This is a genomic window from Limosilactobacillus pontis (assembly GCF_002940945.1).
In the GTDB taxonomy this organism is placed as follows: domain Bacteria; phylum Bacillota; class Bacilli; order Lactobacillales; family Lactobacillaceae; genus Limosilactobacillus; species Limosilactobacillus pontis_A.
Genome location: NZ_PNFV01000001.1, coordinates 69,216 through 95,300, shown reverse-complemented (window position 1 = coordinate 95,300; position 26,085 = coordinate 69,216). Strand labels below are relative to the sequence as shown.

21 protein-coding genes and 4 tRNA genes are annotated in these 26,085 nt (G+C 51.5%); 18 read left to right on the top strand and 7 right to left on the bottom strand.

Annotation, left to right across the window (positions count from 1 at the left end; translation table 11 throughout):
* Positions 1–453: 453 nt before the first annotated feature.
* On the top strand, positions 454–1,233 hold the full coding sequence (locus CK797_RS00455; protein WP_104687863.1) for a DnaD domain protein: 780 nt from the start codon (positions 454–456) through the stop codon (positions 1,231–1,233).
* Positions 1,234–1,309: 76 nt separating this feature from the next.
* Positions 1,310–3,526 (top strand): glycoside hydrolase family 3 C-terminal domain-containing protein, encoded by a 2,217-nt coding sequence (locus tag CK797_RS00450; protein ID WP_104687862.1) that lies wholly within the window; start codon positions 1,310–1,312, stop codon positions 3,524–3,526.
* A 90-nt stretch (positions 3,527–3,616) separates the two neighbouring features.
* Here CK797_RS00450 and CK797_RS00445 read toward each other — a convergent pair whose 3' ends face one another.
* Positions 3,617–4,945: an MFS transporter gene (locus tag CK797_RS00445; protein WP_104687861.1), complete on the bottom strand. Its 1,329-nt coding sequence runs from the start codon at positions 4,943–4,945 to the stop codon at positions 3,617–3,619.
* Positions 4,946–5,076: 131 nt separating this feature from the next.
* Between CK797_RS00445 and CK797_RS00440 the strand changes: the two genes are divergently transcribed.
* On the top strand, positions 5,077–6,303 hold the full coding sequence (locus CK797_RS00440) for a DUF389 domain-containing protein (RefSeq protein WP_104687860.1): 1,227 nt from the start codon (positions 5,077–5,079) through the stop codon (positions 6,301–6,303).
* Positions 6,304–6,450: 147 nt separating this feature from the next.
* Here the strand turns inward: CK797_RS00440 and CK797_RS00435 are convergent, their stop codons facing one another.
* The 5 genes from CK797_RS00435 to CK797_RS00415 form a co-directional block, all read right to left on the bottom strand.
* Positions 6,451–6,978: a GNAT family N-acetyltransferase gene (locus CK797_RS00435; RefSeq protein WP_104687859.1), complete on the bottom strand. Its 528-nt coding sequence runs from the start codon at positions 6,976–6,978 to the stop codon at positions 6,451–6,453.
* A gap of 25 nt (positions 6,979–7,003) precedes the next feature.
* Positions 7,004–8,008, bottom strand: coding sequence for a LacI family DNA-binding transcriptional regulator (locus CK797_RS00430; RefSeq protein ID WP_104687858.1), 1,005 nt, complete (start codon positions 8,006–8,008; stop codon positions 7,004–7,006).
* A gap of 357 nt (positions 8,009–8,365) precedes the next feature.
* Positions 8,366–9,709: a gluconate:H+ symporter gene (locus CK797_RS00425; RefSeq protein ID WP_104687857.1), complete on the bottom strand. Its 1,344-nt coding sequence runs from the start codon at positions 9,707–9,709 to the stop codon at positions 8,366–8,368.
* A 3-nt stretch (positions 9,710–9,712) separates the two neighbouring features.
* Positions 9,713–11,251: a gluconokinase gene (locus CK797_RS00420; protein ID WP_104687856.1), complete on the bottom strand. Its 1,539-nt coding sequence runs from the start codon at positions 11,249–11,251 to the stop codon at positions 9,713–9,715.
* Positions 11,252–11,533: 282 nt separating this feature from the next.
* Entirely contained in the window at positions 11,534–11,923 is a 390-nt protein-coding gene (locus CK797_RS00415) for a ribonuclease HI family protein (protein ID WP_104687855.1), read from the bottom strand.
* 36 nt (positions 11,924–11,959) lie between these two features.
* Here CK797_RS00415 and CK797_RS00410 point away from each other — a divergent pair, with 36 nt between their 5' ends.
* The 13 genes from CK797_RS00410 to CK797_RS00350 all read left to right on the top strand — a co-directional run bounded on the left by CK797_RS00410 (position 11,960) and on the right by CK797_RS00350 (position 23,703).
* Positions 11,960–12,367: an EbsA family protein gene (locus tag CK797_RS00410; RefSeq protein WP_104687854.1), complete on the top strand. Its 408-nt coding sequence runs from the start codon at positions 11,960–11,962 to the stop codon at positions 12,365–12,367.
* The gene (gene lspA / locus CK797_RS00405) at positions 12,363–12,803 is read left to right on the top strand and encodes a signal peptidase II (RefSeq protein ID WP_104688089.1); all 441 of its coding nucleotides are present in this window, start codon (positions 12,363–12,365) and stop codon (positions 12,801–12,803) included. Before CK797_RS00410 ends, lspA begins: the two co-directional genes overlap by 5 nt.
* Positions 12,804–12,807: 4 nt before the next feature.
* Positions 12,808–13,719, top strand: a complete 912-nt coding sequence (locus CK797_RS00400; RefSeq protein ID WP_104687853.1) for an RluA family pseudouridine synthase — start codon at positions 12,808–12,810, stop codon at positions 13,717–13,719.
* 68 nt (positions 13,720–13,787) lie between these two features.
* Entirely contained in the window at positions 13,788–14,870 is a 1,083-nt protein-coding gene (locus CK797_RS00395; protein WP_104687852.1) for a carbamoyl phosphate synthase small subunit, read from the top strand.
* On the top strand, positions 14,870–17,401 hold the full coding sequence (locus tag CK797_RS00390; RefSeq protein WP_104687851.1) for an ATP-grasp domain-containing protein: 2,532 nt from the start codon (positions 14,870–14,872) through the stop codon (positions 17,399–17,401). Before CK797_RS00395 ends, CK797_RS00390 begins: the two co-directional genes overlap by 1 nt.
* A gap of 184 nt (positions 17,402–17,585) precedes the next feature.
* Positions 17,586–18,428 carry a metallophosphoesterase gene (locus CK797_RS00385; protein WP_104687850.1) on the top strand — a complete coding sequence of 281 codons (843 nt, stop codon included), beginning with the start codon at positions 17,586–17,588 and terminating at the stop codon, positions 18,426–18,428.
* A gap of 282 nt (positions 18,429–18,710) precedes the next feature.
* Positions 18,711–18,782, top strand: a tRNA-Gly gene (locus CK797_RS00380).
* Positions 18,783–18,792: 10 nt separating this feature from the next.
* Positions 18,793–18,864: transfer RNA gene (locus CK797_RS00375), tRNA-Glu, on the top strand.
* Positions 18,865–18,870: 6 nt separating this feature from the next.
* Positions 18,871–18,943: transfer RNA gene (locus tag CK797_RS00370), tRNA-Ala, on the top strand.
* A gap of 35 nt (positions 18,944–18,978) precedes the next feature.
* Positions 18,979–19,053 (top strand) — tRNA-His (locus CK797_RS00365).
* 121 nt (positions 19,054–19,174) lie between these two features.
* Entirely contained in the window at positions 19,175–20,296 is a 1,122-nt protein-coding gene (locus tag CK797_RS00360) for an exonuclease SbcCD subunit D (protein ID WP_104687849.1), read from the top strand.
* Between the two features lies 1 nt (position 20,297).
* A complete protein-coding gene (locus CK797_RS00355; protein ID WP_104687848.1) occupies positions 20,298–23,402 on the top strand; it encodes an AAA family ATPase in 3,105 nt (1,034 codons plus the stop codon).
* Positions 23,403–23,457: 55 nt separating this feature from the next.
* On the top strand, positions 23,458–23,703 hold the full coding sequence (locus tag CK797_RS00350; protein WP_104687847.1) for a hypothetical protein: 246 nt from the start codon (positions 23,458–23,460) through the stop codon (positions 23,701–23,703).
* A 61-nt stretch (positions 23,704–23,764) separates the two neighbouring features.
* On the opposite strand, the gene CK797_RS00345 is transcribed toward CK797_RS00350, so the two are convergent.
* Positions 23,765–24,457, bottom strand: a complete 693-nt coding sequence (locus tag CK797_RS00345; protein WP_104687846.1) for a DUF554 domain-containing protein — start codon at positions 24,455–24,457, stop codon at positions 23,765–23,767.
* 221 nt (positions 24,458–24,678) lie between these two features.
* Here CK797_RS00345 and CK797_RS00340 point away from each other — a divergent pair, with 221 nt between their 5' ends.
* On the top strand, positions 24,679–25,344 hold the full coding sequence (locus CK797_RS00340) for a Crp/Fnr family transcriptional regulator (protein WP_104687845.1): 666 nt from the start codon (positions 24,679–24,681) through the stop codon (positions 25,342–25,344).
* Positions 25,345–25,347: 3 nt separating this feature from the next.
* Positions 25,348–26,082 (top strand): nucleoside phosphorylase, encoded by a 735-nt coding sequence (locus CK797_RS00335; protein ID WP_104687844.1) that lies wholly within the window; start codon positions 25,348–25,350, stop codon positions 26,080–26,082.
* Positions 26,083–26,085: the final 3 nt, after the last annotated feature.

Below are 26,085 nucleotides of genomic sequence, written 5' to 3'. Positions count from 1 at the left end.
GTCATCCCACTTTGACTTTGCATTTTGTGTGCCGTGCAAATAAATTCCGCTTCATTTTGCCCCAAAATCTCGTTGCCACTTGATTTGTGTTTCACGGGCTTTGAATACGTGTGAAAATGCCATGAACAAACTGACTTTTTGTAATTGGATGAGGTGAGGATTGACTAAATAGGAAAAGGAAGCTACTTATTTGCCACCCATTATCGTTTCAACAGAGAAGACGACACCCTCGAAATGGGCTACTCCCCCTAGGGTAGACACGGAATTATACAAAGATTCCATCTACCTTAGGGGGAGCATATCTGCGCTGACTTCGGTTGGCGCTTTTTGTTTTAGGCTAATTGTCAAACTAAGTACAACGGGTGACGTGATCTCAGCCACGAAGGTTTACATTGACGCTGGTTCAACCGTATTTAAGGGTAAAGGCTTTGTAAGCCAAAGGAGGAGATAAGCATGGCACAAAGAAGAATGTTTAGTCAAAAGGTGGTTGAAACGGACCGCTTCCTCGACATGGCACTAACCGCCCAGACCCTGTACTTTCACCTGGGGATGAGTGCTGACGATGATGGCTTTGTCGGCAACCCGAAGTCGATCAAGCGGATGATCGGGGCCAGTGACGATGACCTCAAGGCTTTGGTTGAGCGAGGGTATTTGATTATCTTTGATGATGGGGTGGTCGCAATCAAGGACTGGCAGGTGTCCAACTACGTCAAGAAGGACCGCTATACGCCCACCATTTACTCGACAGATCGCAAGCAGCTGGCTGTTGATCGCAACAAGCGTTATCAGCTGGCGACTGCGGTGGATGAGCTCCCTGTTCAGGATCGAACCACTGTGGAACCAAGACGGATCCAAAACGGCTCCAAGGTGGATCCCCAGGTTAGGTCAAGTCAGGTTAAGTCAGGAAAGGGTAAGGATAGTTTAAATGAGACTACTAGTGCTGCTGAAGCCAAACTTAAAAGTCTTCACATAAAACTCACCCCCACTCAGCAACGGATTTTAACCGACTACATTGAGAAACTCTCACCTGCGGTCGTCGATTTTGCCATCGATTCAATGGCCCGGTTTGCGGATAAACCGCGTTTCAACTACCTGGACCGAATTCTCAGCCGTTATCAAGCGAGCGGGATTTGCACCCTGCATCAGGCCCAAGAAGATGATGATCTTTATCATGGCAAGGCTGTTCAGGCCCCACCAGGACCGGTTATCCCCATCTACAAGCTGGGGGAGTAGACCTTCTCACATTCTTTTTGCTATATTGGGGTCATGAATGTCGGTGTTAAAATAAATCTAGAAAGGACTAGATAAAATGGTAAAAATTGACCTTGATTTTGTTGAAGGATTAACACTGGAAGAACGGGCATCGCTGGTTTCGGGGAAGGACTTTTGGTTTACTGCTAAGGTACCGGGTGTTGATCGGATGATGATGTCTGATGGCCCATCAGGTCTGCGAAAGCAAGACATTGATGTTGCGCCGGCAGATATTAATAGTTCGGTGGATGCGGTTTGTTTTCCTTCTTCAGCACTGACGGCCAGTTCCTTTGATGATCAAATGCTATTTAAACTGGGGCACCACCTTGGTGTAGCAGCTAATGCTGAGAAACTCGGTGTACTGTTGGGCCCGGGAGTTAATATCAAGCGAAGTCCGTTAGCCGGACGGAACTTTGAATATTTTTCAGAGGATCCACTGTTAACGGGCCGGATGGCAACCGCTTACGTTAAGGGAGTTCAAGAAGAGGGTGTCGGAGTCAGCGTTAAGCACTTCGCGGCTAATAACCGTGAAGATCAGCGCTTTACGTCTTCGTCCAATATTGATGAACGGACACTTCGGGAAATTTACCTTGCCCAGTTTGAACGGATTGTAAAGGAAGCACATCCCGCAACCTTAATGTGCTCCTATAATCGCCTGAATGGAACGCTAAATTCACAAAATCAGCGGCTTCTGACAGATATCTTGCGGAACGAATGGGGCTTTGAAGGACTTGTGATGTCTGACTGGGGTGCGGTAGCTGATCATGTTGCAGCACTCAAGGCCGGGTTAGATCTTGAGATGCCTGGAAAGGGTCAGGCCTCGGTTGATGAAGTTGTGACAGCAGTTAAGGAAGGCCGGTTACAGGAGTCAACGTTGAACCGGTCTGTACTGCGGGTTTTAAAGATGGTTGAAAAATGGGGGAAGGATGTCAATAAGAAGGAACCATATGATAAGGAAGAACAACATGAGTTTGCTCGGCAGATGGCTGATGACAGCATTGTCCTTCTTAAAAATGATCATCACCAGCTGCCATTAAAGACGAGTGAGTCACTCGCAATTATTGGGGAACTGGCTGCGAAGCCTCGCTTTGAGGGCGGCGGGAGTTCTCACGTTAACGCTCACCACGTTGTGACACCGCTAGATGCGGCACCGGCCAGTGCAAACTATGCGGCAGGCTATTCACTAACGACGAGCACTTCAGATGAAAACTTAACCAAGGATGCGTTGCAGCTGGCTAAACAAAGTGACCGGGTGATCTTCTTTGCCGGCTTCCCCGAGCAGATGGAAACGGAGGGTTTTGATAAGAAGACCATTTCGTTGCCGAGAAACCAAAATGAACTTTTAGCTCAGGTGGTGAAGGTTAATCCGAACGTAACGGTTGTGCTACAAAATGGTTCGGTGGTTGAGATGCCGTGGGCAGACCAAGTACCGGCGATTGTTGAAACTTACCTGGCTGGTGAAACAGTTGGTGAAGCTACCTGGGATATTTTGACTGGGAAGGTTAATCCATCTGGTAAGCTATCCGAAAGTTTCCCGCTTCGTTTGCAGGATAATCCAACGTACGGGACTTTTGACAGGGACCATGATGAGGAAGATTATCGTGAAGGGATCTTTGTTGGCTACCGTTACTACGACCTGTATGAGATGCCAGTACGCTTCCCGTTTGGTCATGGGTTAAGTTACACTAGTTTTGATTATTCTGACTTACGGGTTAATGAAGAACGTAACGAGGTGAAGGTTGAATTTACGATTACCAATAGCGGGAATGTTGCTGGTAAAGAAGTTGCTCAAGTCTATGTTGCTAACCGCGTGAGCCGGGTGGTAATGCCGGTAAAAGAACTACGTGACTTTGTGAAGGTAACACTTCAGCCTGGGGAAAGTACGGCGGTAACGCTTAGTCTGCCGCGGCGGGCGTTTAGCTATTATAATGTTGCCAAGCAGCAGTGGGAAGCCGATAATGGTGCCTACGAGATTATGGTTGGCAGTTCTTCGCGGGATATTCGCTTAACAGCCAACTTCGACTTGACGATTGGCGTTAGTCCATTGGGTGAAATTACGGCGGATAGTTACATTGGTGACATCTGGAACGATCAGGATCCACAAGTTCAATCAGCGCTCAAAGACTCGGGCCTTTATGAAGTCTTAAAGCCAATGATGGATGATGAGCAATGGGTAGCAATTTCGGCCAATATGCCACTACGGTCAGTTGCCGCTACTGGAATTGATGAAAAAGTGCGAGATAAATTTATCCGTTTAGTAAGGGATATTAAATAGGAGATATCTCCTAACATAAATAGAAGTACAATATACAAAGGGGCCGCCAGCGTTTATGAAATCTAAACGCTGGCGGCCCCTTTCTTAAATTTAGTTGTTTTTTGAGATGTATTTAGGCGACGTTTCTGGTGCCCAGATTAGGCAGATGGTTCCACCGACAATTAAAACCACCAGGCAAACCAGCATGGCGAGGTGGGCGCCGCCAAGGCTAGTCAGGATAGGTAACAAGAAGGTCCCACTAGCTGCCCCAATTCGGCTGATCGTAATGCTAGTTCCTACACCGGTTGCTCGTACCTTAATGTCAAATAGCTCAGTTGGATAGGGATAGTCTAATGTCAGGCTGGAAGAGAGAATAATTGAAAACAGGGCAAAGAACGCCATTTGAAAGACGAAAGAACGGGCAGGCCCAAGTAGCATTAGCAAAAGGGCTAATGCTGATAAGAAAAATGACCCAATCAGGAAAGTACGACGGCTTAAGGTTTGGAATAGTCGGCTACCAAGGAGAACTCCGACTAGCATACAGCCGTTATAAAGAATTCCGGAAAAGTTACTGTCGCTCATCCCCATGCTTTCTAGCAAAATAGGTAAGAAGATACTGATGCCAAAGAAAGCAAAAGCCTGGCAAGCATAGAACAGTCCGCCGACCAGTGTTCTGCGGCGATACTGTTTTGTAAACAGGGTCTTCCATGACACGCTATCGGTTGGCTTTGCTTTTAGGAGTTTGAATGGTAGACCCCACTTTTTACCAATATGCTTCTGAATTAATTTTTGGGCGGTCTTGTATTCACCTTGGCTGGCCAACCAGCTGGGGGATGCCGGAAGCTTGGCAACCGAACGAAAAATTGCGGTAATCAAGCCTAAAATGGCTGATGAAGCCAGAATTATCTGCCAGTTTCGACTGCCAAAGCCGTGAATTGTAATCCCAGCGATATACGAGAGAATGAATCCGATGGTCCAATAAACAATTAACTGGCTCTGTCGCTTACCACTCTCATTAAGAGGCAGCCATTCGACTAATAAGGAATTACCAACGGTATAGTCAATGGCGATCATTAGTCCGATAAGGAAACGGATAAGAAATAGTGCCAATGGATTTACCGTTAACAGCTGGAGCAGGGAGAGAAGTGCGAATAAGTACATGTCGATCATGAGCATTTTCCGGCGACCAAATTGATCGGCAATCCGGCCCATAATGGCGCTCCCCATTAGTCCTAGCAAGCTACCAGCCCCGATTAGGCCAACCCAAAGATCGCTAATATGGATATAGTTTTGTGCATCGTTTAATGCAGTTCCGGATATTCCTAATGCGTATCCGCAAGCTATTTGTCCAAGAACGATTGCTAAAAATACCCGTAAATGGACTTCTTTAATTGGTGCTTTTTTGTAGTTCTTTTTGTTATAGTTATGATTAGTCGGTATGATCTTGGCTTTCTCTCCTTTATATTTAAGAAATTACGTTACAAGATAAAGTATAATGGTTTAGAAAAAGGCCTGTCAAATTGGCTCTCCTTACCAGGGAGGTAATACAAATCATAAGGAGTCACCACAGTATGTTAACCAGCAGCTTTATTAAGAAGCTTACTAATGATAGCAAGCTAAATATAGAGAACCTCGTGATCTTAACATGTGCAATATTTATCGCCAGCATTGGACTAAATATGAACTCAACGGCAACCATTATTGGTGCCATGTTAATCTCTCCCTTGATGTCGCCCCTATTGGCGATCGGTGCTGGGCTGGCTATTTATGATACTAAACTGATCAAAAACGGTGGTATTACAATCCTTGTGGAAATTGTGATTAGTATTCTGGCATCCACCAGCTATTTCTTCTTTTCACCGCTTTCCTATGCAAGCAAGGAGATCCTCGCCCGAACCAGCCCGACCATTTGGGATGTAATGATTGCTTTTTTTGGTGGGGTAGCAGGCATTATCGGTGCCAGCAAAAAAGAAGTGACTAATATTGTCCCTGGAGTGGCCATTGCTACTGCGCTAATGCCCCCGCTTTGTACGGCCGGCTATGGAATTGCGGTACATAATTTACGATTTTTCCTTGGTGCGGCTTACCTCTTCTTGATTAATGCGGTTTTTATTATTTTAACCGCATTTTTAGGGGCTAAGATTATGCACTGGTTAGGCCGTCCTAAGGGTTCTCCTGCTAGTTTCTTTCGCCTGCCGACTAGCAAAGAGTTTATCTTTATAACGGTCTTATTATTGCTGATTGTACCTAGTGTCTTTTCGGCAAAACAAATGGTTCAGCAATCAATTGTTGAGAATAATGTTCACAAATTGGTCTCGTCAGAATTTGCTGATTCGTTAGTCATTAAAGAAGATGTTGATAATCAAAGCAAAACCATTAATTTAACAATCTCTGGTTCTAAGGCAGACTCAAGGAAAATCAAACATATCAAGGAAAAATTAACTAGTTATGATCTTAAGGGATATTCATTAAATGTTATCCAGGTTGCTCAGCTAAATGCGGCGACGGAAGCCCAGTTCAATAACCAGGTAACAAGTATTATCAACCAGCAAAAACAGGCAGAGGCTGAAAAGAATAGGCAACGCTTAAAAGATCAGGATAAGCAAAATAAAGAGATTGCCAAGTTATCGCGCAATATTAATTCAGTTACTTCCGTTAGTGATACAAATAATAAGGATTCGATTATTGTGGAACTTAATAAAAAGATGGACCACGATCAGAAAGATCAGTTAACGTTAAAGATCAAAAAGCACTTTCCACGGGTCGAAAAGATTGATTATGTGTTAGCGGATTCCTAATGGACAAAATAGAGTTGTGACACAACCCACGGTTAGAACCTGTAAGGCTAGCCTAGGACGATTGTTGGCACGTGATATCTTTGTAATATTCGACAATAAGCAAACGTGGTTGCGGCAAAACATTGTTTTGTCACAACCACGTTTAATTTAGTCTGCGATGTTTAATTCAAAAGCAATCCGGTGGGGATCAATTTTATCGTCAACGAGGACTTGGCCGCGCTTGACGAAGCCAAAACTTTCTGCCAGGTGTTGCATCCTAGTGTTCTTGGGATAGGTATCGAGGCGAAAATTTTTGATTCCTTGAACCTGCCCCATTGAAATCAGGTTAGAGAATAAGTATTTGCCTAAATGCTGACCGCGGAAACTACTGGAGATGGCCACCCGGTGAATCGTGGCATATGGTTGATCGATTATTTGCCATGCGCCGTCTCTTATCTCGGAATAGGTCGGTTCTGGGGTAGATTGAAGGGTAGCTGTACCGGCAATTTCATTACCAACGGTCAATACCCAGTTGGTCTGATCCTTGATATCTGCCGCAAACATCTCTCGACTGGGATGCCCATCTTGCCACTGTGGACTGCCTTCCTTCTTTAATAGCATTTTAGCATCGTCCACAATCTTCATGATTTGGTCTAAGTCAGCACTTGTCGAGTGGCGAATTGAAATCTGCGCCATTATTTTTCCTCCTTGCTTTATCCTGCTAAAGTGAATGCCGTTCGACGGTTTCGACGGGGAGAAGGGTGGTTGAACTAGCACTATCCTTCTTACTTATTTGCGTCAGCAACTTATCGGCGGCGATGTTGCCCATCAGTTCCATATCCTGTTTTAAAAGAAAGATTCCATCACCCACGTACTGTGACCATTCCCAGTCATCAAAGCTGACGAGTCCCACGTCGGCCGGGAAGGTAAGGTTAAGATTCCTGAAGATGCTGAGGAGGTCAAAGAGAACGGGTCCCATCAATGAAACGACGGCCGTCCGACCATTTAGTGCATTGAATTGGTTATGGAAGGCATGGGTTAGCCACTGCCGGTCATGGCCTCGTGTTTCGATATTATGATAACTCAGGCCGTCCTCTTTTGCCGCCAGCTTAAGACCGGCAATCCGGGGGATTTGTCCCGATGCTTCAGCAAAGCGGGCGCTAATGGTTAGGATATTGTCATAACCACGCTGGCTGAGTAGCTTCCCCAGTTGATAGCAGGCATCCCGGTTGGTACTGGTAACCTTACCGGTAGTTTGCGGCTGGTCATCGACTTCCCGATCGACAATGACAAGGGGAACATTATTCCTTTTGGCAAATTCGTACTGCGAAAAATGACGGGAATTCGGCTGGACGATTATTCCATCGACCCGTTGCTGGTATAGCCGTCTTAATGCCCGTGCTTCGGTATCAATCGAGTTGTTTGTATTCATTAGCAAGATATCATAGCCCGCCTTCTGCAATATATCATCTATTCCCTTAGCGAGCAGGGATGAAAAGGGGTTAGAGATATCGCCGACCAGGACGCCGATTACGTGGCCCTGTGCTTGGCGAAGGCGCTGGGCTGATGCAGCTGGGACATAGTTGAGGTTATTAATTGCCATTTCGACGCGCTCGCGGGTTGCTGGCCGCATTTTCTCGTAGTGGCCATTGAGAATCCGGGAAACGGTAGTTACTGAGACGCCAGCGGCTTTGGCGACATCTGCAATTGTAATGTGCTGTGTCATTGTCATCTTCCTTAGTTATACTTAATATTTGGTTCCTGCCTCATGGGATAACTTTGCCAGCAGAAAGTGGCCGGGATTGTTATAGCAAGGGATCAAACAGCATCCCCAAAGCAGGAGTACTGCCCACAAAATTTTAATGATGGCAGGGTTTGCCTGCGTGCAAATTAACCACTACGGACAGGACGCAGGTAATAATATTTTTTAAGATAAGAATGGGAAACAACCATTCTGCGGCTATTTCCCAATTCTACTGTTTACGTCCATTATACGCTAATAGGGGGATTGAGTCCCCTCCAATTATAAAAAGGAGCCCCAACGTGTTGGAGCTCCCTTTTAAATTAGCAGTGTAGATATATGTTAAACGAATAGTGAAATTGCGTATACCGCACCCAGTCCGGCAATTGCCAGGACGGAGGTTAGGGTTGACCAGGAAAGCAGGGTTTCCTTCAGAGAGAGGCCAAAGTATTCCTTGATCATCCAGAAACCGGCATCATTGACGTGATCACAGAAGACAGACCCGGCACCAACGGATAGAACCATTAGGGCGGCCATCGCCGAGTTGGAACCGAACTGATGCGCCATTGGAGCAACAAGACCAGCGGCGGTCATTGCCGCAACCGTAGATGACCCTAGCGATACACGGAGAATTGCGGTGATGAGCCATGCGGCCAGAATTGGTGAAATATTGGTTTGGGCGAAGAGGGTTGAAATATACTTCGAAATTCCACCGTCAACAAGGACCTGTTTAAAGGCACCCCCACCACCGATAATCAAGAGCATTACGGAAATCTGTTTAATGGAAGCAACCATAGAGTTGGAAATTTCACCCATTTTCTTGTTCCGCCAAAGCCCCATTGTAAAGATGGCAAAAATCAATGAAAGAAGCATTGCGAGGTCGGGGGCACCAATAAATTGGATGAATTCGTTAACGGGGTTGCTTTTAGGGAAAATAAATGAGCAGATGGTGGCAACGGCAATTAAGATGACTGGCATCATCGCTGTCAGAACGGAGATACCAAACTTCGGGGTCTCGTTAAGGCTGAATTCCTTGTATTCACCAAGAACCGAGATGTCGATATTCTTTCGGTAAACCTTTGGATAAACCTTGTGAAGGAACCAGTTGAATACCGGCCCGGCAATAATAATGGTTGGAATCGCAGCAATGATTCCAAGCAGGAGGACGTGACCGAGGTTGGCGCCAAGAATATCAGAGATCGCCGTTGGTGCCGGGTGTGGCGGCAGGAAAGCGTGGGTAACGTTCAGAGTGGCAGCCATTGGGATACCAAGGTACATCAGCGGCATATCAAGCTCACGGGCGATAATGAAGATAATCGGCAGGACAACAACGAGGCCAACCTCAAAGAACAGTGCCAGCCCGATAATGAATGAGGCTAGGATAACGGCAACTTGAATCCACCGCCGGCCGAACTTATCGATAAGGGTCGTGGCAATCCGGTAACCACCACCAGCATCAGAGACAAGCTTTCCAAGCATTGATCCAAAACCAAAAATGATAGCCAGGTGCCCCAGCTGACCGCCAATCCCGGTTTCAATAGTTGTCGGGATCTTGGTAAGCGGCAACCCCAGCAGGAGGGCGACAATAAATGAAGTGATAACTAAGGCAACGAAGGTGTTGAGCTTTAACTTAACGATCATGAAGATTAAGAGGGCAACACCGATTAAAACGATAAGTAATGGCATAATTTAAACCTCCTTATGAGAAGACTGCTGTTGCAGCATGGCAATTGTTGAATAGGCCGGGGTTAATAATCCTTCAACCTGTTGGAATAATGGCAGGTATTGCTGGTAAACGTGAACGGCACTTGTCCGTGGCTGGTATGAGCTGATGTCACCAATAAAGTCCTGGACAACGTCGAGACTGTCGACAATCCCGAGACTCTTCATCGCCATGGTGACTGCTCCCAAGCATCCAGACTCAAATGAATTTGGAATGTTAACCGGGCAATTGAGGACATCCGCCAGCATCTGCCGCCAAACTTCTGCCCGGGCAAAACCACCAGTCGCGGTGACGCTGGTTGGTTCACCAATAAGGTCGCGGACGGCTTGGAAGACGGTGGCAATATTCATGCAGATTCCTTCCATTACTGACCGCAGCATGTCGGCACGGGTATGCAGCTGCGAAAGGCCGAAGAAGCTTCCCCGGGCATTGGCATCCCACAGGGGAGCCCGTTCACCACCGAGGAAGGGATGGAAGATGAGCCCATGGGCGCCAGCCGGAACTCCCTCAATAACGTGATTAGCGAGGGTATAGGGGTCAACTTGTTCGTTCTTAACGGCGCTGGCGTCCACTAGGTGTTCGACTGCCCATTGGTAGACATCGCCACCGTTGTTCAGGGGACCACCAACCACCCAGAGACCGTTATCGACGGCATAGCAGAAGAGTCGCTGCTGAGGATCGATTACGGGGTGGTCAGTGACAACGCGAACGCCGGCCGATGTTCCAATAGTGATTGCCACCGTGTTTTGCTTGATTGCGCCAACGCCCAGGTTTGACAGGGCCCCATCAAAGGCACCATAGACAAATGGGGTATCTGATGGAATGCCCAGCTTTGCTTGGGCCTCGTCTGTTAAACCGACCGCCTGACTTGTCCCGTTAACGATGGTGGGCAGCTGGCTGGCCTTAACCTTAGCAAGAGCCAGGGCCTGACTGTCCCAGTTGCCGGTATTGATGTTCATCATTCCGGTGCAGGAGGCGATTGAGATGTCGACCTTGAATGACCCGAAGAACTTATAGAAGAGGTAGGACTTAATATCGCCAAAGTAGGCGGTTTTTGCCACCGTTTCTGGTTGGGCCTGATTAAGCCACATTATCTTGGTCAGCGGTGACATTGGGTGAATCGGTGTTCCGGTCTTGGTGTATAGCTGCTGCCCCTCCGGACTGCGTTTCAGCTGGTCAGCAACCGCCCGCGCCCGCGTATCGGCCCACGTGACTATCCGAGAAAGTGGGTGGAAATGATGATCGAGCATGATAACACTTTGGTTAGCACTGGAGAAAGAAACCGCTAACAATTTTTCGTTTGAAAAATCGATCTTTGCTCCAGCGTCATGGATCACCTTTTCAACGGCATTGAGCATTGCTTCCGGGTCCTGTTCGGCCATTCCACTGGCATCCCGGTAAAGAGAGTAGCCTTCGCTAAAGTGATCTAATACTCTTGCGTGTTCATCATAAAGGACGGCTTTTGTTGAAGTTGTGCCAACATCAACACCAATAAAGTAGTTCATTTGTATAACTTCCTTTGATAGTATTTCAAAAAGATTTATGGTTTATCGATACACCAAATAATATATTATCTTATGTAAGCGATGTCAATACCTAATTTTATAAAAGGGTATCGTTTTCCTAAAAATATAACGGGAAAGTACTGCTGCAACAGTAAAAAACAGGCTAGGACTAAAAAATCCTAGCCTGTTTACGGGTAGTATGGTAGTTTGGGGATGCAAAATGATACAATATAGTCGGTTTGATGTTGAAATCAATTATTCACGTATTATATAAGTGACGGCCTATTCGAGTGACTGCAACGCCTGGTTGGCCAGGTGGTGGGCTCCGGGGTTCTGCTGGTCAGGGATCCACTGGGTGACCACGGTGGTGAACTGGCCGATAAGCCGATTGAGTTCCGCGAGCTCATTTTGGTAATGTTTTGTATAATTTTTCCCAATGGCATCACTGAGAACTCGGCTGTCGGTGTAGAATAGCACTGTTTGCTGAGGGCCAAAGTGGTCCAACAGGTATTGGAAACCAAACTGAGCGGCGGCAAACTCGCCATGATGGTTGTCGGCGCATGCCAAAGTGGCGGTCAGCTGGTACTGGCGGTGGTCAGCAATGACCAGGGCGCCAAGGCCGGTGGGACCGGGATTGCCCTTGCTGGCAGCGTCGGTATAGAGTTTTAACATTGAAATTACCTCACTTTGAAAGGAAGAGTCTGTCTTATGGAGGAAGAGACCCGATATTTTTATCAACCGGACCTGACTGGGACGATCATCAGCTGGTGCTGGACGTTCCTGTTGTTTTTGGTTGGCTTGATTATCTGGCTGGAGATCACCCATTTTCAGTGGGTGACGGCCCTGTTCTTTGTGGCCTTTGCTATTTTAACATTTTTGGGGATCAAGCGGCGAACGGTACTGATTACCCCAACCAAGCTGGTTTTCAGCCGGCTTTTACAGCGTGACTACCTGATGATCCCGCTGGCCGATATTCGTCAGCCGCGATTCACCAAGCATACCGTGACGATGACGGTGAACGGGGAGATCCTCAACTTCACCTTCACTCAAAAAGCCATTAAACGGTTACAGCTGGCACTTGCCAACCAAACGGAGGGTACCGACCGTGATCATTAGCATCAGTCTGCTTCTTGTCATGATCCTGGTGGTAATTGACCAGCTGGTAAAATATTGGGTGGCAACCACCATTGCCCTGGGGGCCAGTCACGAGGTGATTCCTGGAGTGCTGGCGTTAACCAATCTTCGCAACCAGGGCGCGGCTTGGAGTATCCTTCAGGGGCAGCAGTGGTTCTTTGCCATCATCTCAGTGGTGGCCATCGCCGTGATCGCCTACCTGATGGTTCGTTGGCGCCAGCAGCCAGTCCTAATGGTTGGCCTGTCCCTGATTCTAGCCGGGACTCTTGGCAACTTTATCGACCGTCTGCTGAACGGTTACGTGGTTGACATGTTCGAGTTGCTTTTCATCAACTTTCCGGTGTTCAACGTAGCGGACTCCTGCTTGACCATCGGGGTACTAATATTGGTTATTGCAATTCTACGGGAGGATGATTGATAGAATGGTTGAACCAGTACGACTGGTAATTGATAATGAATTGACGGGACGGATCGATAAGCAGCTCGGCCACCACTTCGCACAATACTCCCGTTCCCAGCTCCAGCGCTGGATCGAGGATGGCAATGTCCAGGTCAATGGCCAGGCGGTCAAGCCTAAGTATAAACTGGCGACCGGGGACGTGGTCACGATTGAACCAGAGAAGCCTAAGAAGATTGACCTAGTCCCAGAGAACATCCCCCTTGACATTATCTACGAGGATGACGACGTGATTGTGGTCAATAAGCCCCAGGGGATGGTTGTCCATCCAGCACCGGGGCATCCGGACCACACCCTGGTCAACGCTTTGCTCTATCATTCGCCCCTGTCGACCATCAACGGTGAATTTCGTCCCGGAATTGTTCACCGGATCGACAAGGACACCTCAGGCCTGCTGATGGTGGCCAAGAATGATATGGCCCACCGCTCACTGGCTGCCCAGCTCAAGGCCAAGACCAACGAGCGGGAGTACGTGGCCCTGGTTCACGGGGTGATCAAGGAGGACCGGGGGACGATCGATGCGCCCCTGGGCCGGTCGCTTAAGGATCGGAAAAAGCAGGCGGTGGTAGCCGATGGTCGGCATGCGGTTACCCATTTTAAGGTCCTCAAGCGCTACCACCACTATACCCTGGTGGCCTGCCGCCTTGAGACCGGCCGGACCCATCAAATTCGGGTTCATATGAAGTATATTGGCCACCCACTGGCGGGGGATCCCCTCTATGGGCCGCGCAAGACCCTGCCGGGCAATGGGCAGTACCTGCATGCGCGGCTGCTGGGCTTTAAGCACCCGCGGACCGGTAAGCAGCTGACCTTCACGGCTCCGCTGCCCCCGTATTTTCGGCAGATGCTAGACAAACTAGACAAAAGTGATAATTAATTTCTTGAAATTGTGCCCCCAAACGGCATAATAGGATATGAGAACGTATATTAAGGGTGAGTGATAAAGTGACGGCACGATACCTAATATTTGAAGACGGAACAATTTTTTCTGGGGAGGGCTTTGGCGCCCCTGCGGTTACCTTTGGCGAGGTGGTTTTCAACACCAGCATGACTGGCTATCAGGAGATCATCACCAACCAGATCTATAATAACCAGATCGTGGTGTTTTCCCAGCCCAACATCGGTAGCTACGGCATCCAACGCAACATCTATGAGTCAATTGTGCCGACGATCAAGGGGGTGGTCGCGCGCTCATTAGCCAATGTGGGGGCTAACACCTCCCGCCAGCTGACACTCGACCGCTACCTCAAGCAGATGAACATTCCCGGGATCACCAACATCGATACCCGGGCAGTGATTCACAAGCTGCGGGACGCTGGCAAACCGCTGAAGGGGAGTATTGTACCCGTCCCGGATGATCATGCCTTTGATCAGCTTCACGCGACGGTGCTGACAAATCAGCAGGTTGCCCAAGTGGCCACCCCTAAACCATACCCGAACCCGGGGGTGGGGATGAGCGTGGTCGTTGTCGACTTCGGCCTGAAAAACGGGGTCCTGCGGGAACTTAGCCGCCGCAAATGTAACGTCACGGTCCTGCCGTATACCGCCACTGCCGAGGAAATCCTTCGCTTGGATCCAGACGGCGTCGTGTTGTCCAGTGGCCCTGGGAACCCAAACAGCATCAAGCGCTCGGTCCTAGAGATGATCCAGCAGGTCCAGACCAAGGTGCCGCTGTTTGCGATCGGCCTTGGGCACGAGCTCTTTGCGATCGCCAACGGGGCAACGGTCCAGCGCACACCGGTTGAACACCACGGGATGAACCATCCGTTGAAGGAGATCATCACCGACCACATCGTTTACGCCAACCAGGGTGGGGGTTATCAGATCGACCCGCATACGGTTGACCGGTCCCAGCTGTTTATTACCTACGTGGACCTGATTGACGACAGCATCCAGGGTCTGCGTCACCGGCACTACCCGGCCTTCTCGGTTCAATTCTTCCCGGACGGGGCTCCGGGACCGGATGAGACGGATGGCCTGTTTGATGAATTTCTTGACATAATGAAGCGAAAGGAGGCGCGGCGCTGATGCCAAAGCAAACCATCAAGTCGGTCCTGGTGATCGGAGCCGGGGCCAACGACGTCCAGCACGGTGATGAACTAGATGCGGCGACCTTTCAGATCACGACCGCCTTTAAGCAGCTCGGTATCAAGACCATCCTGGCCGACGATAACCCGTTCTCAATTAGCTTAGAAAACCGGGCGGCAATTGACCATGCCTGCATTGGCTCGCTGAACGTCGAGAACCTGGTCGGCTTGATTGAGCGTTACCACCCTCACGCCATCCTGCCGACGGTCGGCAACAAGCACGCCTTTGAGCTGACCCAGGAGCTTCTTGAGAAGGGGATCATCCAAAAACGCGAAATCCGGTTGCTTGGGGTTCCCGAAGCGACGGTCCGTCAGGTGAATAACCCGGTGTTGCTCAGTAGAACTCTCCACAAGATGGATGCGCCGATGAAGTCGGTCGTGACGGTCAGCAACTACCAGGATGCCCTGGAGGAGGCCCAGAAACTGGGCTACCCGGTGATTATCCGCTCCGTTTTGCCAAAGAGCAATAGTACCCGGCAAATTGTCCATGACCAGCGGGAACTGGCAACTGCGGTCCAAAGCTGCCTGAGTCAGTCACGGGCCGAACAGGTCCTGGTCCAGCAGAGCCTGGCCGGCTATAAGGAAATCGAGGTGATTGCCCAGCGGGACGCCTCGGGAACGATGATGATGCTTTCAATGGTTGAAGACATGGATCCAATTGGCATTCACGCTGGTGACTCGGTGGCCTTTAATCCGCCTCAGACCCTGCTTGATCGGCAGATCCAGGACATGCGTGACACCGCCTTTGCGATCACCCGGAAGCTGCGAATTGTCGGTATCAACCATGTTCAATTCGCCTTAAATCCCGAAAACGGCAAGTTCTACGTCATCAAGGTCAGTCCCTATTTCGACCGGATGACCTCCTTTGTTGCCCAGTCGACCGGTTATCCAATTGCGGCGGTTTGCGCTCAGCTTTATGCCGGCAAGCTCCTGCGTGACATTGACCTGGGGCCTAACTACGTCCATCACGCGGCCCTGGTTGAGCCGACGATGGATCATATTGCGGCTCGGGTACCAGTCTGGGGGTTCACCGAGATCCCCGAAGCTAGTCGTCTGCTGGGAACGGAAAAAAAGTCGGTCGGTACCGTCTTTGGAATTGGCCGAAATACGATTGAGGCCCTCTTCAAGGCCATCGAGTCCCGTTATCGGGAACCGGCCGATTTTCATTTGGCCGCTCAGCAGAAACTGACCGATGACGAGCTGATTGTTAAGCTGGTTCACCCGGAAGCTGGGCGTCTCTTTGTCCTGATTGAGGCAATGAACCGGGGCTACTCCGTCGACGAGCTGACGGAGATGACCAAGATCGATCCTTTCTATTTTGAGCAGATCAATAAGATGCGCCTCCTGATCAAGGAGGTTAGTGATAACCCGAATAAGGAACCAGTCCTGATCAAGGCTAAGGGTTACGGGTTGAGCAACCAGCTGATTGCCCGTCTCTGGAAGACGACACCGCAGCGGATCTACCAGATGCTGGTGGACCACCAGCTGACGACTAAATACAAGGAGATCGAACCGTCTGCGGGTGAGTTTGACCAGCATACCAATAGTTTCTACTCGGCTCTTGAGGATGAGAACGAGGGAACCAAGACGGCCCAGCCGAGTGCCATGGTGATTGGAACTGGTGGCTTACGACTTGGCCTCAGCAATGCCGGGGATTATTTTGTGGCAGCAATGATGCAACAGCTGCATCGGGAGGGCTACCACACCGTGATCGTTGACACCAACCCGAGCTCAGTGGCCCTGGTGAGCGAACTGAGCGACAAACGCTACCTGGAGCCGCCGACCCCGGAGAATATCCGGCAGCTCCTGAAGGTGGAGCAGCCCCAGTTGCTGTTTGTACCGGCATCCTATTCCCAACTGTTGGCGGCACTGAAGCCGGTTGACCTAGACTGTCGGCTGGTTATCTTGCCTGACGATCGCCTGCCCCAGCTTGACAACCGGGCTGCTAAACTGGTGGCCTTCAATTACATCTTTGACGGTGAGTATGCCTACCCGTTGGGGACGACGACCAACCTGCTTTCACCTGAGCAGTTGAACTACCAGTCGACGGCGATCCGCTATCCGGCTGAGGTGCCGGACTATGCCTTTCAGTCAGTCAGTGACCAGGCTAGCAATGCGGTCATGACTAAGGATGAACCAGGACTGTACCAGGTCATCTTCGTCAAGGCAGGGGACGAATACCACCAGCTCGGCGTTCAGCCACTACCATTGACCGAGACCGCCTTCCTGTCAAAGGTTCTCCAGGTCAGTCTGCCGGGGGTCTTTACCCAGCTGCTGACCGGTAGTCTGGCCGATAAGGCAGTGATTGATTCCCTGAAGCAGGCCATCGATCCGGGAGTAGTGACCTATCGGGCAACCTTCCCGTTCAAGGCCCTTCACGTTCGGGATGGGGTCCCGGCTATCAACAAGATTATCGGGGCACGGATGCAATTCTTGACGTCCCACCACCAAGATGAGCAAACTGGGAAATAAGCTTCCCGGTGATTAGTCAAGGATAAATTATCAAAATTGAGTGTATACTAAAATAACCCGATTAAGATAATTTAAAAATTAGGTAATCATGGATAAAAGGCATTTCAGATTTTTATTCATGCAAGCTACTGTTGCGACCTTATTCAGCTTTGGATAGGGTCGCTTTTGTTAGGAGGCGGTTAGAATGGTTCGGATTGCGATCAGCAGTGATAACCACTTAGACGTCAATCGGGTCGATCCCCGAGCGGCACTGACAATGCAGGCCCGGTACCTAGCGGAGCAGGGGGTTCAATACTACTTCTTTGCCGGGGACCTCTTCAATGACTTTACCCGGACCCGCCAGTACATGCACGATCTTCGGCAACAACTGGCTGGCCAGACGCGGGTCTATTTTATTGCAGGCAATCACGACCTTCTTAAGCACGCGCCCGTTAGTTTGGCTACAGGTCTAGCGGATTTGTCTTATCTTCAAAACCGCTTTGTCGACCTGCCGGGGACGGACTGGCGGGTGGTTGGCAAAACCGGCTGGTATGACTACTCTTTTTCAAGCTACCGAACCGACCCGGGGGCGATTCGGCAGTGGAAGCGCGTTTACTGGCTGGATAGCGCGATCAACCAATTGGGCAATGACCAGGAACGGATGATAATGGTACTTGACCAGGTGGCCGGACAACTGGCCACCGCCAAGCAGGCTGGCCGACGGGTGCTGTTCTTGACCCATTTTGCGCCTCGCCATGAGCTGCTGGCTCCGCGTCCGGCAGCAATTCATACCGCGCGCCAGGAGCGGTTTTATCAGATGATCAATGCGATGATGGGCAGCGATCGGTTGGGGACCCTCCTGGAGACAGCAGGTAACGTTGCTTACGTTTTCTATGGTCACCTGCACGGCAGTCACCCGCCACTAGTCCGGCACGGGGTCACCTACCTCAATCAAGCGGTGGGGGTTCGCAATCGGCGGATCAACGAATGGCAGCAGGCAGACTTTAGCACCCAGTGGCAATCCCGCCTGCGGATCATGGACCTATAGTATTGAATTAGCGGTATAATGGGGTAGTGAAAAGGAAAGGATTAGAAGATACTACCAGGCGACTGAGGAGGTCAGCAAGATGCGCAACTCATTGAAAAAGAATCAAAAGTCGACGATCGTTGCCCTGGTGACCGGGGCGATCATCTGGCCATTCTGTCTATATTTGAAGAGTCGGCGGAAGTAGCTGGTGGGCGGACGCAAATTAGTTTAATTTTTTTAAGAAAAGTCCTTGCCATTTAGTAGGAATCTTGCTATTATTGTTCATGTTGTCAAGGACGACATGCGGAAGTAGTTCAGTGGTAGAACATCACCTTGCCATGGTGGGGGTCGCGGGTTCGAATCCCGTCTTCCGCTTCAACCGGATGACCCGTTAGTCAAGTGGTTAAGACACCAGCCTTTCACGCTGGTATCGTGGGTTCAAATCCCGCACGGGTCACTTTTTGGGGAATTAGCTCAGCTGGGAGAGCACCTGCTTTGCAAGCAGGAGGTCATCGGTTCGATTCCGTTATTCTCCATTGGCAATCGTTGCATTGCCTAACTGAATTTGTTGGCGGTATTGGTGAAGTTTGGTTAACACACCGGTTTGTGGGTCCGGCACGCGTGGGTTCAAATCCCACATACCGCCCTCTATATTAAGCAGGGATAGACATTTTGTCTGTCCCTGCTTTTTTGTTGTGATTGGGGAAATATTGCGTATATATTATAATAGGGAATAGTGTAATAGTCTGAGAAGGGAAGAAAGCATAATGCGTTTTTTGCATACCGCCGATTGGCACATCGGTAAACACCTGAACGGCTTTGACCTGTTGGCTGACCAGCAAGCCGTCTTTGAGCAGATTGAGAAAATTGCTAAGGAGAAACAAGTCGACGTGGTGGTGATCGCCGGCGACCTCTATGACCGCGGGATTCCCAGTGAGGCCGCGGTTCGCCAGCTTAACGCCGAACTCGGCCAGCTGAATCTGACGGATCATTTTCCAATCCTAGCGATCAGTGGGAACCATGACTCGGCTACTCGGCTGGGTACGGGGGCCAGTTGGTTTGTCCAGACTGGCCTTTACCTTAATACCGACATAGATAATGCCTTTCAACCAGTGACAATCGGCAATACCGAGTTCTTCCTCCTACCGTTCTTTGGCATTCAGGTGGTTCGCAACTACTTCGGTGATGACACGATCCGCGACGTCAATACGGCGATGGCCCGGATCGTTGATGAAATGCAGGAGCACTTTACTCCAGGGAAGCACCATGTCCTGGTGGCCCACTTCTTTGCGGCCGGGAGTCAGCACACGGCGGATTCAGAAACCCTGATCGAGGTCGGGGGGCTGAGCGCGGTGGCGACGACCACCCTGGCGCCTTTTGACTATGTCGCCCTAGGTCATCTTCACAACCGGGACGCCCTCCACGACGACCGGGTGCGCTACAGCGGTTCACCGATGAAGTTCTCCGTTTCCGAGGTTAATCAGGAGAAGGGGGTCTGGATCGTTGATACTGATCCCTTCAAGGCTGAGTGGGTACCGCTGGCGCCGGTTCATGGCATCCACCTGCTGAAGGGGCGGTTTGCCGACCTAATCGCCGATCACGATCAGCACCCTAAGGATGATTTTTACGACATCGAGCTGACCGATCACGAGCGGATTCCGGACGTCCTGAACAAGCTGCGGGAGCACTACCCGAAGATTGTCAGTCTGCACCGGACGCACGCCGCCCGGCAGATCGATACCAACCATGCCAAGGTCCGGCAAAAACAATCGCCAACGGACCTGCTGGCCGATTTCTACCAGCAGACGATGGGAATTGAGCTGACCGATACCCAGCGGAAGTGGGCCAATGATGCCCTGATGGCTGTCAACAATAAGGAGGACAGGTAAATTGCGACCATTAAAAATTGAATTGAAAAACTTCGGCCCCTATGCTGACACAGTGGTCGATTTCACTGAGTTTAGCAAACGGTCGCTGTTCCTGGTAGCCGGCAATACCGGGGCGGGAAAGACGACTATCTTTGACGCGATGTGCTATGCCCTCTTTGGTCAGACCACCAGTGATCAGCGGTCAGCAGCGGCCATGCGTTCGGACTTTGCCCCGGCCGCCCAAGAGACCGCGGTTACCTTCACTTTTGCCCATCAGGGACAGACTTACCGGGTGACCCGGCGGCCCAAGCAGACCTTGATTGGGCGGCGTGGTCGGCCAGTTGAGCATAACCAGGCGGTTGAGCTGGTCTACCCTTTGGAGAGCGATCAGCCTCACGAAATCACCAAGATCAAGGCGGCCGACTCCTTCATCACTGACCTGCTCAACCTAACCCGGGACCAGTTTCGCCAGATTGTCCTCCTACCTCAAGGAAAGTTTCGCCAGTTTCTGGATTCGGACAGTAATACTAAGGAAGACCTGCTTCGCGACCTTTTTAACACGACCATCTATGAGCGCTGGACAACGGAACTCAAGGACCAACTGACCCAGCGGAAGCGGGATTTAGCCGACCAGGCGACTAAGCTGCAGTCTGCTAAGGAAAACATCAGCACGGTAGACGCCCAGCTAGGCACTGACGAGTGGCTGACGGCCGTCCAAAAGCAGCTGAAGGAACTGCAGGCGGCGCTGAACAAACTGGAGGGGCAGCGGGATGACCAACAGGCAGCCGTCAATCAGGTGACCAAGCAGCTGCACGCGGAACAGGAACTTCAGGAGCAGTTGAAGGAACTGCAGGCAGCCCAACAGACCGCTGCCGCCCTGGCTGAAGAACAAGCGGCTGTGGCTGCCAAGCAAACCCAGCTAGCTGACCTCCAGTGGGTCCAGGAACACCGGGCTGCCTACCAGCAGTGGAAGGATGGCGCCCGGCGCATGACGGATCAGGAGAAGCAAATCACTTCGTTGACTCACCAGCAGGCAACCTTGACTGCCCAGCACCAGGCTGTCGCTCATCATTACCAGGAATTGGCTGCCCAACAGGATGCGATAGCGCAGGTACGGGACCAAGCCAGTGAACTGGCCAAGCGCCTACCGCTGTTTGCTAAGTTTAGTCAGCTGACGGCCCAGGTCAAGGCTAGTGAACATCAACTGACTGTGGCTCAGCAACATCAGGCTACTCACCAGCAGGCAGCTGCGGACCTGACGAAGGCGATTGCCCAGCTGACAGATCAGTTAGCGGCCCATGGCGACCTGGCAGCACAACGGCGGCAGATTGACCAGGATCAGCGCCATCAGGAGGATTTGGAACGCGTTGGTATGACCCTAGCTGATCTTATCAGCAAGCGGGCCGCCACCAGCCAGCGTCGGCAGCAGCTGGCAGCCAAGCTGGAACGGCAGGCCGCCATTGTTGAGCGGCAGACCCAGGAGCTGGCCGACCTTACCGATGCCGATGCCCGTTACCAGATTGCCCGGCTGGCGAGCCGGCTTAAGCCTGGTTCGCCGTGCCCAGTCTGCGGGGGCACCGATCATCCGCACCCAGCCCGGGTTGATGACCAGGCAGAATTGGTTACCGATGAGCAGTTGCAAGCCGCTAGTGACCGCCTCCAGAAGAGCCGTGACACTATGAGCCGGTTAAAGGAGCAGGTTAAGCAGGTTCACCAGGAACAAGCCGACTACCAGGCGCAGGTAGCCACCGCCCAGACTCAGCTGGCCGAACTGTTGGGGACTACGGAGCTGCCAGCTGACTGGCAGGCCCAGGTTACCCATCATGGACAAGAGGTTCAGGCGGCGGCACAACGGTGGCAGCACCAGCAGGACCAGGCAGCTGAGGAACAGGACCGGCTGACCGCCCTGCAGGAGCAGCAGACGACCTTACAGGCACCATTGGAGAAGGACGCGGCTGCCGTTCAAGCAGCCCAGGCAACGTTAACCCGCCAGCAGGCAATCCTGGAAACCAAACGGGGGGACCTGCCAGCCGGAATTGCCGATGAGGCCGCGGCTAAACGGCAGCTGGCCAACCTTCAGGATCAAGTCAAGCAGTTTAATGACCAGTTGACGGCGGCCGACCAGGAGCGACAGCAACTTGCCCAGCGCCTGGCGGTCACGAAGAATTCCCTGGCGACGATCAAGAACGAGCAGGCAGCCCTATCCAAGGAACAGGCAAACCGCCATAAACGGTTATGCACGGCCCTAACGGCCTACCGGGCTGACTTGAAATGGGATTTCTGGGACCGTTGTCTAGCCCAGCTGGCGCAACTGCCGCAACTCCAAGCCGCCATCCAAGACTACCAGACTCGTGTTCACGATAATCAGCAGCAGGTTCAGCGTCTGACCGCCCAGATTGCTGGTCGGCCGGCACCAGATATTGCTGCCCGCCGTAATGCCTTGAGCAAGGCGCAAGCGGATTTGAGCACTCTCCAACAGTTAGTGGGTCAGCGCAATGCCGAACGCCGTCAGCTCCAGGATGCCCAGGCGCGGGTGACTAAATTAGTCCAGGCAAGTGGCAAGCAGGCGACAGCCTTGACTGCCTTTCAGACCCTGACCGATGTTGTCACCGGGAATACCGAGAACCACCTCAGCCTGGAGCGATACGTCCTGCAGTCCTATTTTCAGGATGTCCTGGCGGCGGCCAACGTCCAACTGGACCGGCTGACTAACGGCCGCTACCAGTTTGAACTCGCCAGCGAGCGCCACGGGGCTGGAGCCAAGTGGAGCGGCCTGGAGGTTAACGTGTATGACGATAACGCTGGGAAGACGCGGAGTGCGCGAACCCTGTCTGGTGGGGAGAGCTTCATGGCCTCCCTGGCCTTAGCCTTGGCTTTGTGCCAAATCATCCAGGAACAAAGCGGGGGCATTACCATCGACGCCCTCTTTATCGATGAAGGTTTTGGATCGCTGGACCAGGAAGCCTTGGCTGACGCTCTGCATGCCCTTCAGGACCTGGAGGGGCACCGGATGATCGGGATTATCAGTCACGTCACCGAGCTTGAGGAGCAGATTCCCGATCAGTTGCGGGTTACCTCAGTTAATGGCCGTAGCCACGTTTCCTACCAGCACGATATCCACGCCTGATTACCCTGATCAGGGCCAGAATAGGAGCAAATTACAGCAAAGGGGAGATTTTTCAATGGCTAAACCTACTACCCTCGCCGAACTGGTCAACACCCTGCCGGATACGGTTGACCCAGGCCGGTTTACGGGCGACCTCCTGCAGGCGATCGAACGGCTGCGGCGTCGGCCCCTCGACATTTACTACGCCGGGCCGCGTAGTCTGCGGGTTGACGGGGTCACGCTGATGGTCGATCTCCAGCCTAAACAGGCCGTTATCACTCACTTCGCCGGTCGGGCGGTCAATGTTCAGGTACCCAGGTAGATAAAAAATCGCTTATCCGTTGTTATGCGGATAGGCGATTTTGCTTTTAAACCCGGTAGTGTTAGAACCAGCCAGTCAGGTCGTGGACGATAAAGAAGACGATTGGCACCAGGAGGGCCGGCAGGATATTAAGGGTCTTGATATCACGGAGTTTGAGCAGGGAGATCCCGGTGGTGGCGATCAGGAAACCGCCGACGATGGCGATCTCGGTAACCAGCGGCTGGCTGAAGAAACTGGCCGATAGGTATTTGGCAACCAGGTAGATGCCGCCTTGCCAGCAGAAGAGGACCGGGGCACAGAGGAGCATTCCCCAGCCAAAACTGGCGCCGAAGACCATCGTCGTCACCAGGTCGAGGGTAGCGTTGGTATAGAGCATCGTCTGGTCATGACGAACTGCCGCCATGACCGGCCCGACGATCGAAAGCGCACCGATACAGCAGAGGAGGATCCCGGTGGCCAGCCCCTTGACCAGCTGGGATTTGCCCCCGAAGCGGCGGATCAGGCGGCCAAATTTGCCGTCAAGGTCCCACCAGGTACCGAGCAGGGCCCCAATCGCCAGACTGACGATGAAGAGAACCGGGAAGCGGCTCTTTGGCAGGTTGTTGACGACATTCTCAAGCCCGATCCCCAGTGCGGCGAGCCCCATCACCGTAAAGAGGGCGTTCTCGTACTTCTTGCTGATGCCGCGCTTCAATAGGCAGCCGATGGTGGTGCCGATGAGGATCGCAGCCACGTTAGTGTATGTTCCAATCATGATGATTCCTCACTTTGCAAAATTTCACTTACTCTATAATAGCAAAGATTTGCCGCTGGTGTGGCTAAGTCAGGGCGCCCCAAAAAATCTGAGGACAAATGTCTTCAAAGTGTTAAACTAAAAATGCTAAATCCGGCAATTTTGTGGTAATTGCGGGACAGGTGACATAGTTAATGAAAACGCTGTCTTTTATAATAATGATAAAGAGTGAGGCGATCCTCTTGAGTATTAATGAAGTATATGAGGCCATCAATTCAGATGACCGGGTGCGCCGCTTGATGAAGACCGTGCCGCTTAACATCTTAGAACGGATGCGGGTGCGCCACTTTGCCAGCAAGCAGTTTGTCCTCCAGCAGGACGAACGTTACGACTACACCTACCTGCTGGTCAGCGGTCGGGTCAAGGTTTTCCTGAATTCGCCGAGTGGCAAACAGGTGGTGCTGGACGTCTATGATCCGGGGATGTTCCTCGGCGAGCAGGAGGCGATTATCAAGCGCCCCTACAGTGCGTCCGTCGTCAATATCTCCCCAGTTACCGTGTTGGAGATGAAGAACGCTGATTTCGTGGAGTGGACACAGAAGGATCACTACTTTGCCGACCACCTGATTGGCAACCTATCGGCGCAGATCTACCACCTGACTAAGCGGATGGAACGTTACAGCATGCATTCCGCTCTGCAGCAGATTGGTCTGTTTCTCCTGCAATGCGGCGACGGGCGGGCGCCAATCACCCGTGAGCGGATCACCTACGAGGTGGATACCTCATATCGTAACATTAACCGAGTCCTTAAACGGCTGGCCGATATCGGCGTTATTGAAATTTCCCGATCGACCATCCATATCACCGATCGCCAGACACTACAGAAGATTATCGAAAGAGAGGAATAGCTTATGACTGAGGAGAAACAGCCACACACCCAACTGACCACCGCCATCGATACCGATAGTGCCGTAATTGTCGGTGACCCGGCCCGGGTCGACAAGGCCGCCGAGTTCCTGGATGACGTTTCCAAGTGGGCTTTCAACCGGGAGTATAAGTCGATCATCGGGAACTACCAAGGGAAGCGGATCCTGGTCATGTCAACCGGGATCGGAGCACCATCCGCTGGCATTGGGGTGGAGGAGCTCCATAACGTCAACGTCCAGAAGGTCATCCGGGTTGGTTCGGCCGGCGCCATGCAAAATGGGATTGGCTTAGGGGAGCTGATCATCGGTGAAGGGGTTGTCAGAGACGATGGCCTGACCCAGAAGTACGTGCCGGGAATCTACCCGGCGGTGCCATCCTTTAAGCTGATGGCACTGGCTCACAAGTACGCCCCGGACGCGGTCTATGGGATTATCCGTTCCCACGATGGTTTCTACATGGATGATAACGCCAAGAACGAAGCCTTCTGGTCCAGCAAGGGGATCGTTGGCGCCGACATGGAATCCGGCGCCCTGATGACGATTGGTCGTCAGCGAGGGATGGAGACCCTATCGATCTTGAATAACGTGGTCCTCTATGAGGGGGACCTGGCCGCTGGGGTCAATGACTTGGTTGACGGGGATGCCTTGATGGCCAAGGGCGAGGTGTCCTCACTGAAGCTAGCATTCGATATTTTAAGTGACAAGAGTTTGGAGGGGTAAATA

Coding starts and splice junctions, on each gene's coding strand:
- CK797_RS00455 (WP_104687863.1), top strand. CDS start 454: ATGGCACAAAGAAGAATGTTTAGTCAAAAGGTGGTTGAAACGGACCGC.
- CK797_RS00450 (WP_104687862.1), top strand. CDS start 1,310: ATGGTAAAAATTGACCTTGATTTTGTTGAAGGATTAACACTGGAAGAA.
- CK797_RS00440 (WP_104687860.1), top strand. CDS start 5,077: ATGTTAACCAGCAGCTTTATTAAGAAGCTTACTAATGATAGCAAGCTA.
- CK797_RS00435 (WP_104687859.1), bottom strand. CDS start 6,978: ATGGCGCAGATTTCAATTCGCCACTCGACAAGTGCTGACTTAGACCAA.
- CK797_RS00430 (WP_104687858.1), bottom strand. CDS start 8,008: ATGACACAGCACATTACAATTGCAGATGTCGCCAAAGCCGCTGGCGTC.
- CK797_RS00425 (WP_104687857.1), bottom strand. CDS start 9,709: ATGCCATTACTTATCGTTTTAATCGGTGTTGCCCTCTTAATCTTCATG.
- CK797_RS00420 (WP_104687856.1), bottom strand. CDS start 11,251: ATGAACTACTTTATTGGTGTTGATGTTGGCACAACTTCAACAAAAGCC.
- CK797_RS00415 (WP_104687855.1), bottom strand. CDS start 11,923: ATGTTAAAACTCTATACCGACGCTGCCAGCAAGGGCAATCCCGGTCCC.
- CK797_RS00410 (WP_104687854.1), top strand. CDS start 11,960: ATGGAGGAAGAGACCCGATATTTTTATCAACCGGACCTGACTGGGACG.
- CK797_RS00400 (WP_104687853.1), top strand. CDS start 12,808: ATGGTTGAACCAGTACGACTGGTAATTGATAATGAATTGACGGGACGG.
- CK797_RS00390 (WP_104687851.1), top strand. CDS start 14,870: ATGCCAAAGCAAACCATCAAGTCGGTCCTGGTGATCGGAGCCGGGGCC.
- CK797_RS00385 (WP_104687850.1), top strand. CDS start 17,586: ATGGTTCGGATTGCGATCAGCAGTGATAACCACTTAGACGTCAATCGG.
- CK797_RS00360 (WP_104687849.1), top strand. CDS start 19,175: ATGCGTTTTTTGCATACCGCCGATTGGCACATCGGTAAACACCTGAAC.
- CK797_RS00350 (WP_104687847.1), top strand. CDS start 23,458: ATGGCTAAACCTACTACCCTCGCCGAACTGGTCAACACCCTGCCGGAT.
- CK797_RS00345 (WP_104687846.1), bottom strand. CDS start 24,457: ATGATTGGAACATACACTAACGTGGCTGCGATCCTCATCGGCACCACC.
- CK797_RS00335 (WP_104687844.1), top strand. CDS start 25,348: ATGACTGAGGAGAAACAGCCACACACCCAACTGACCACCGCCATCGAT.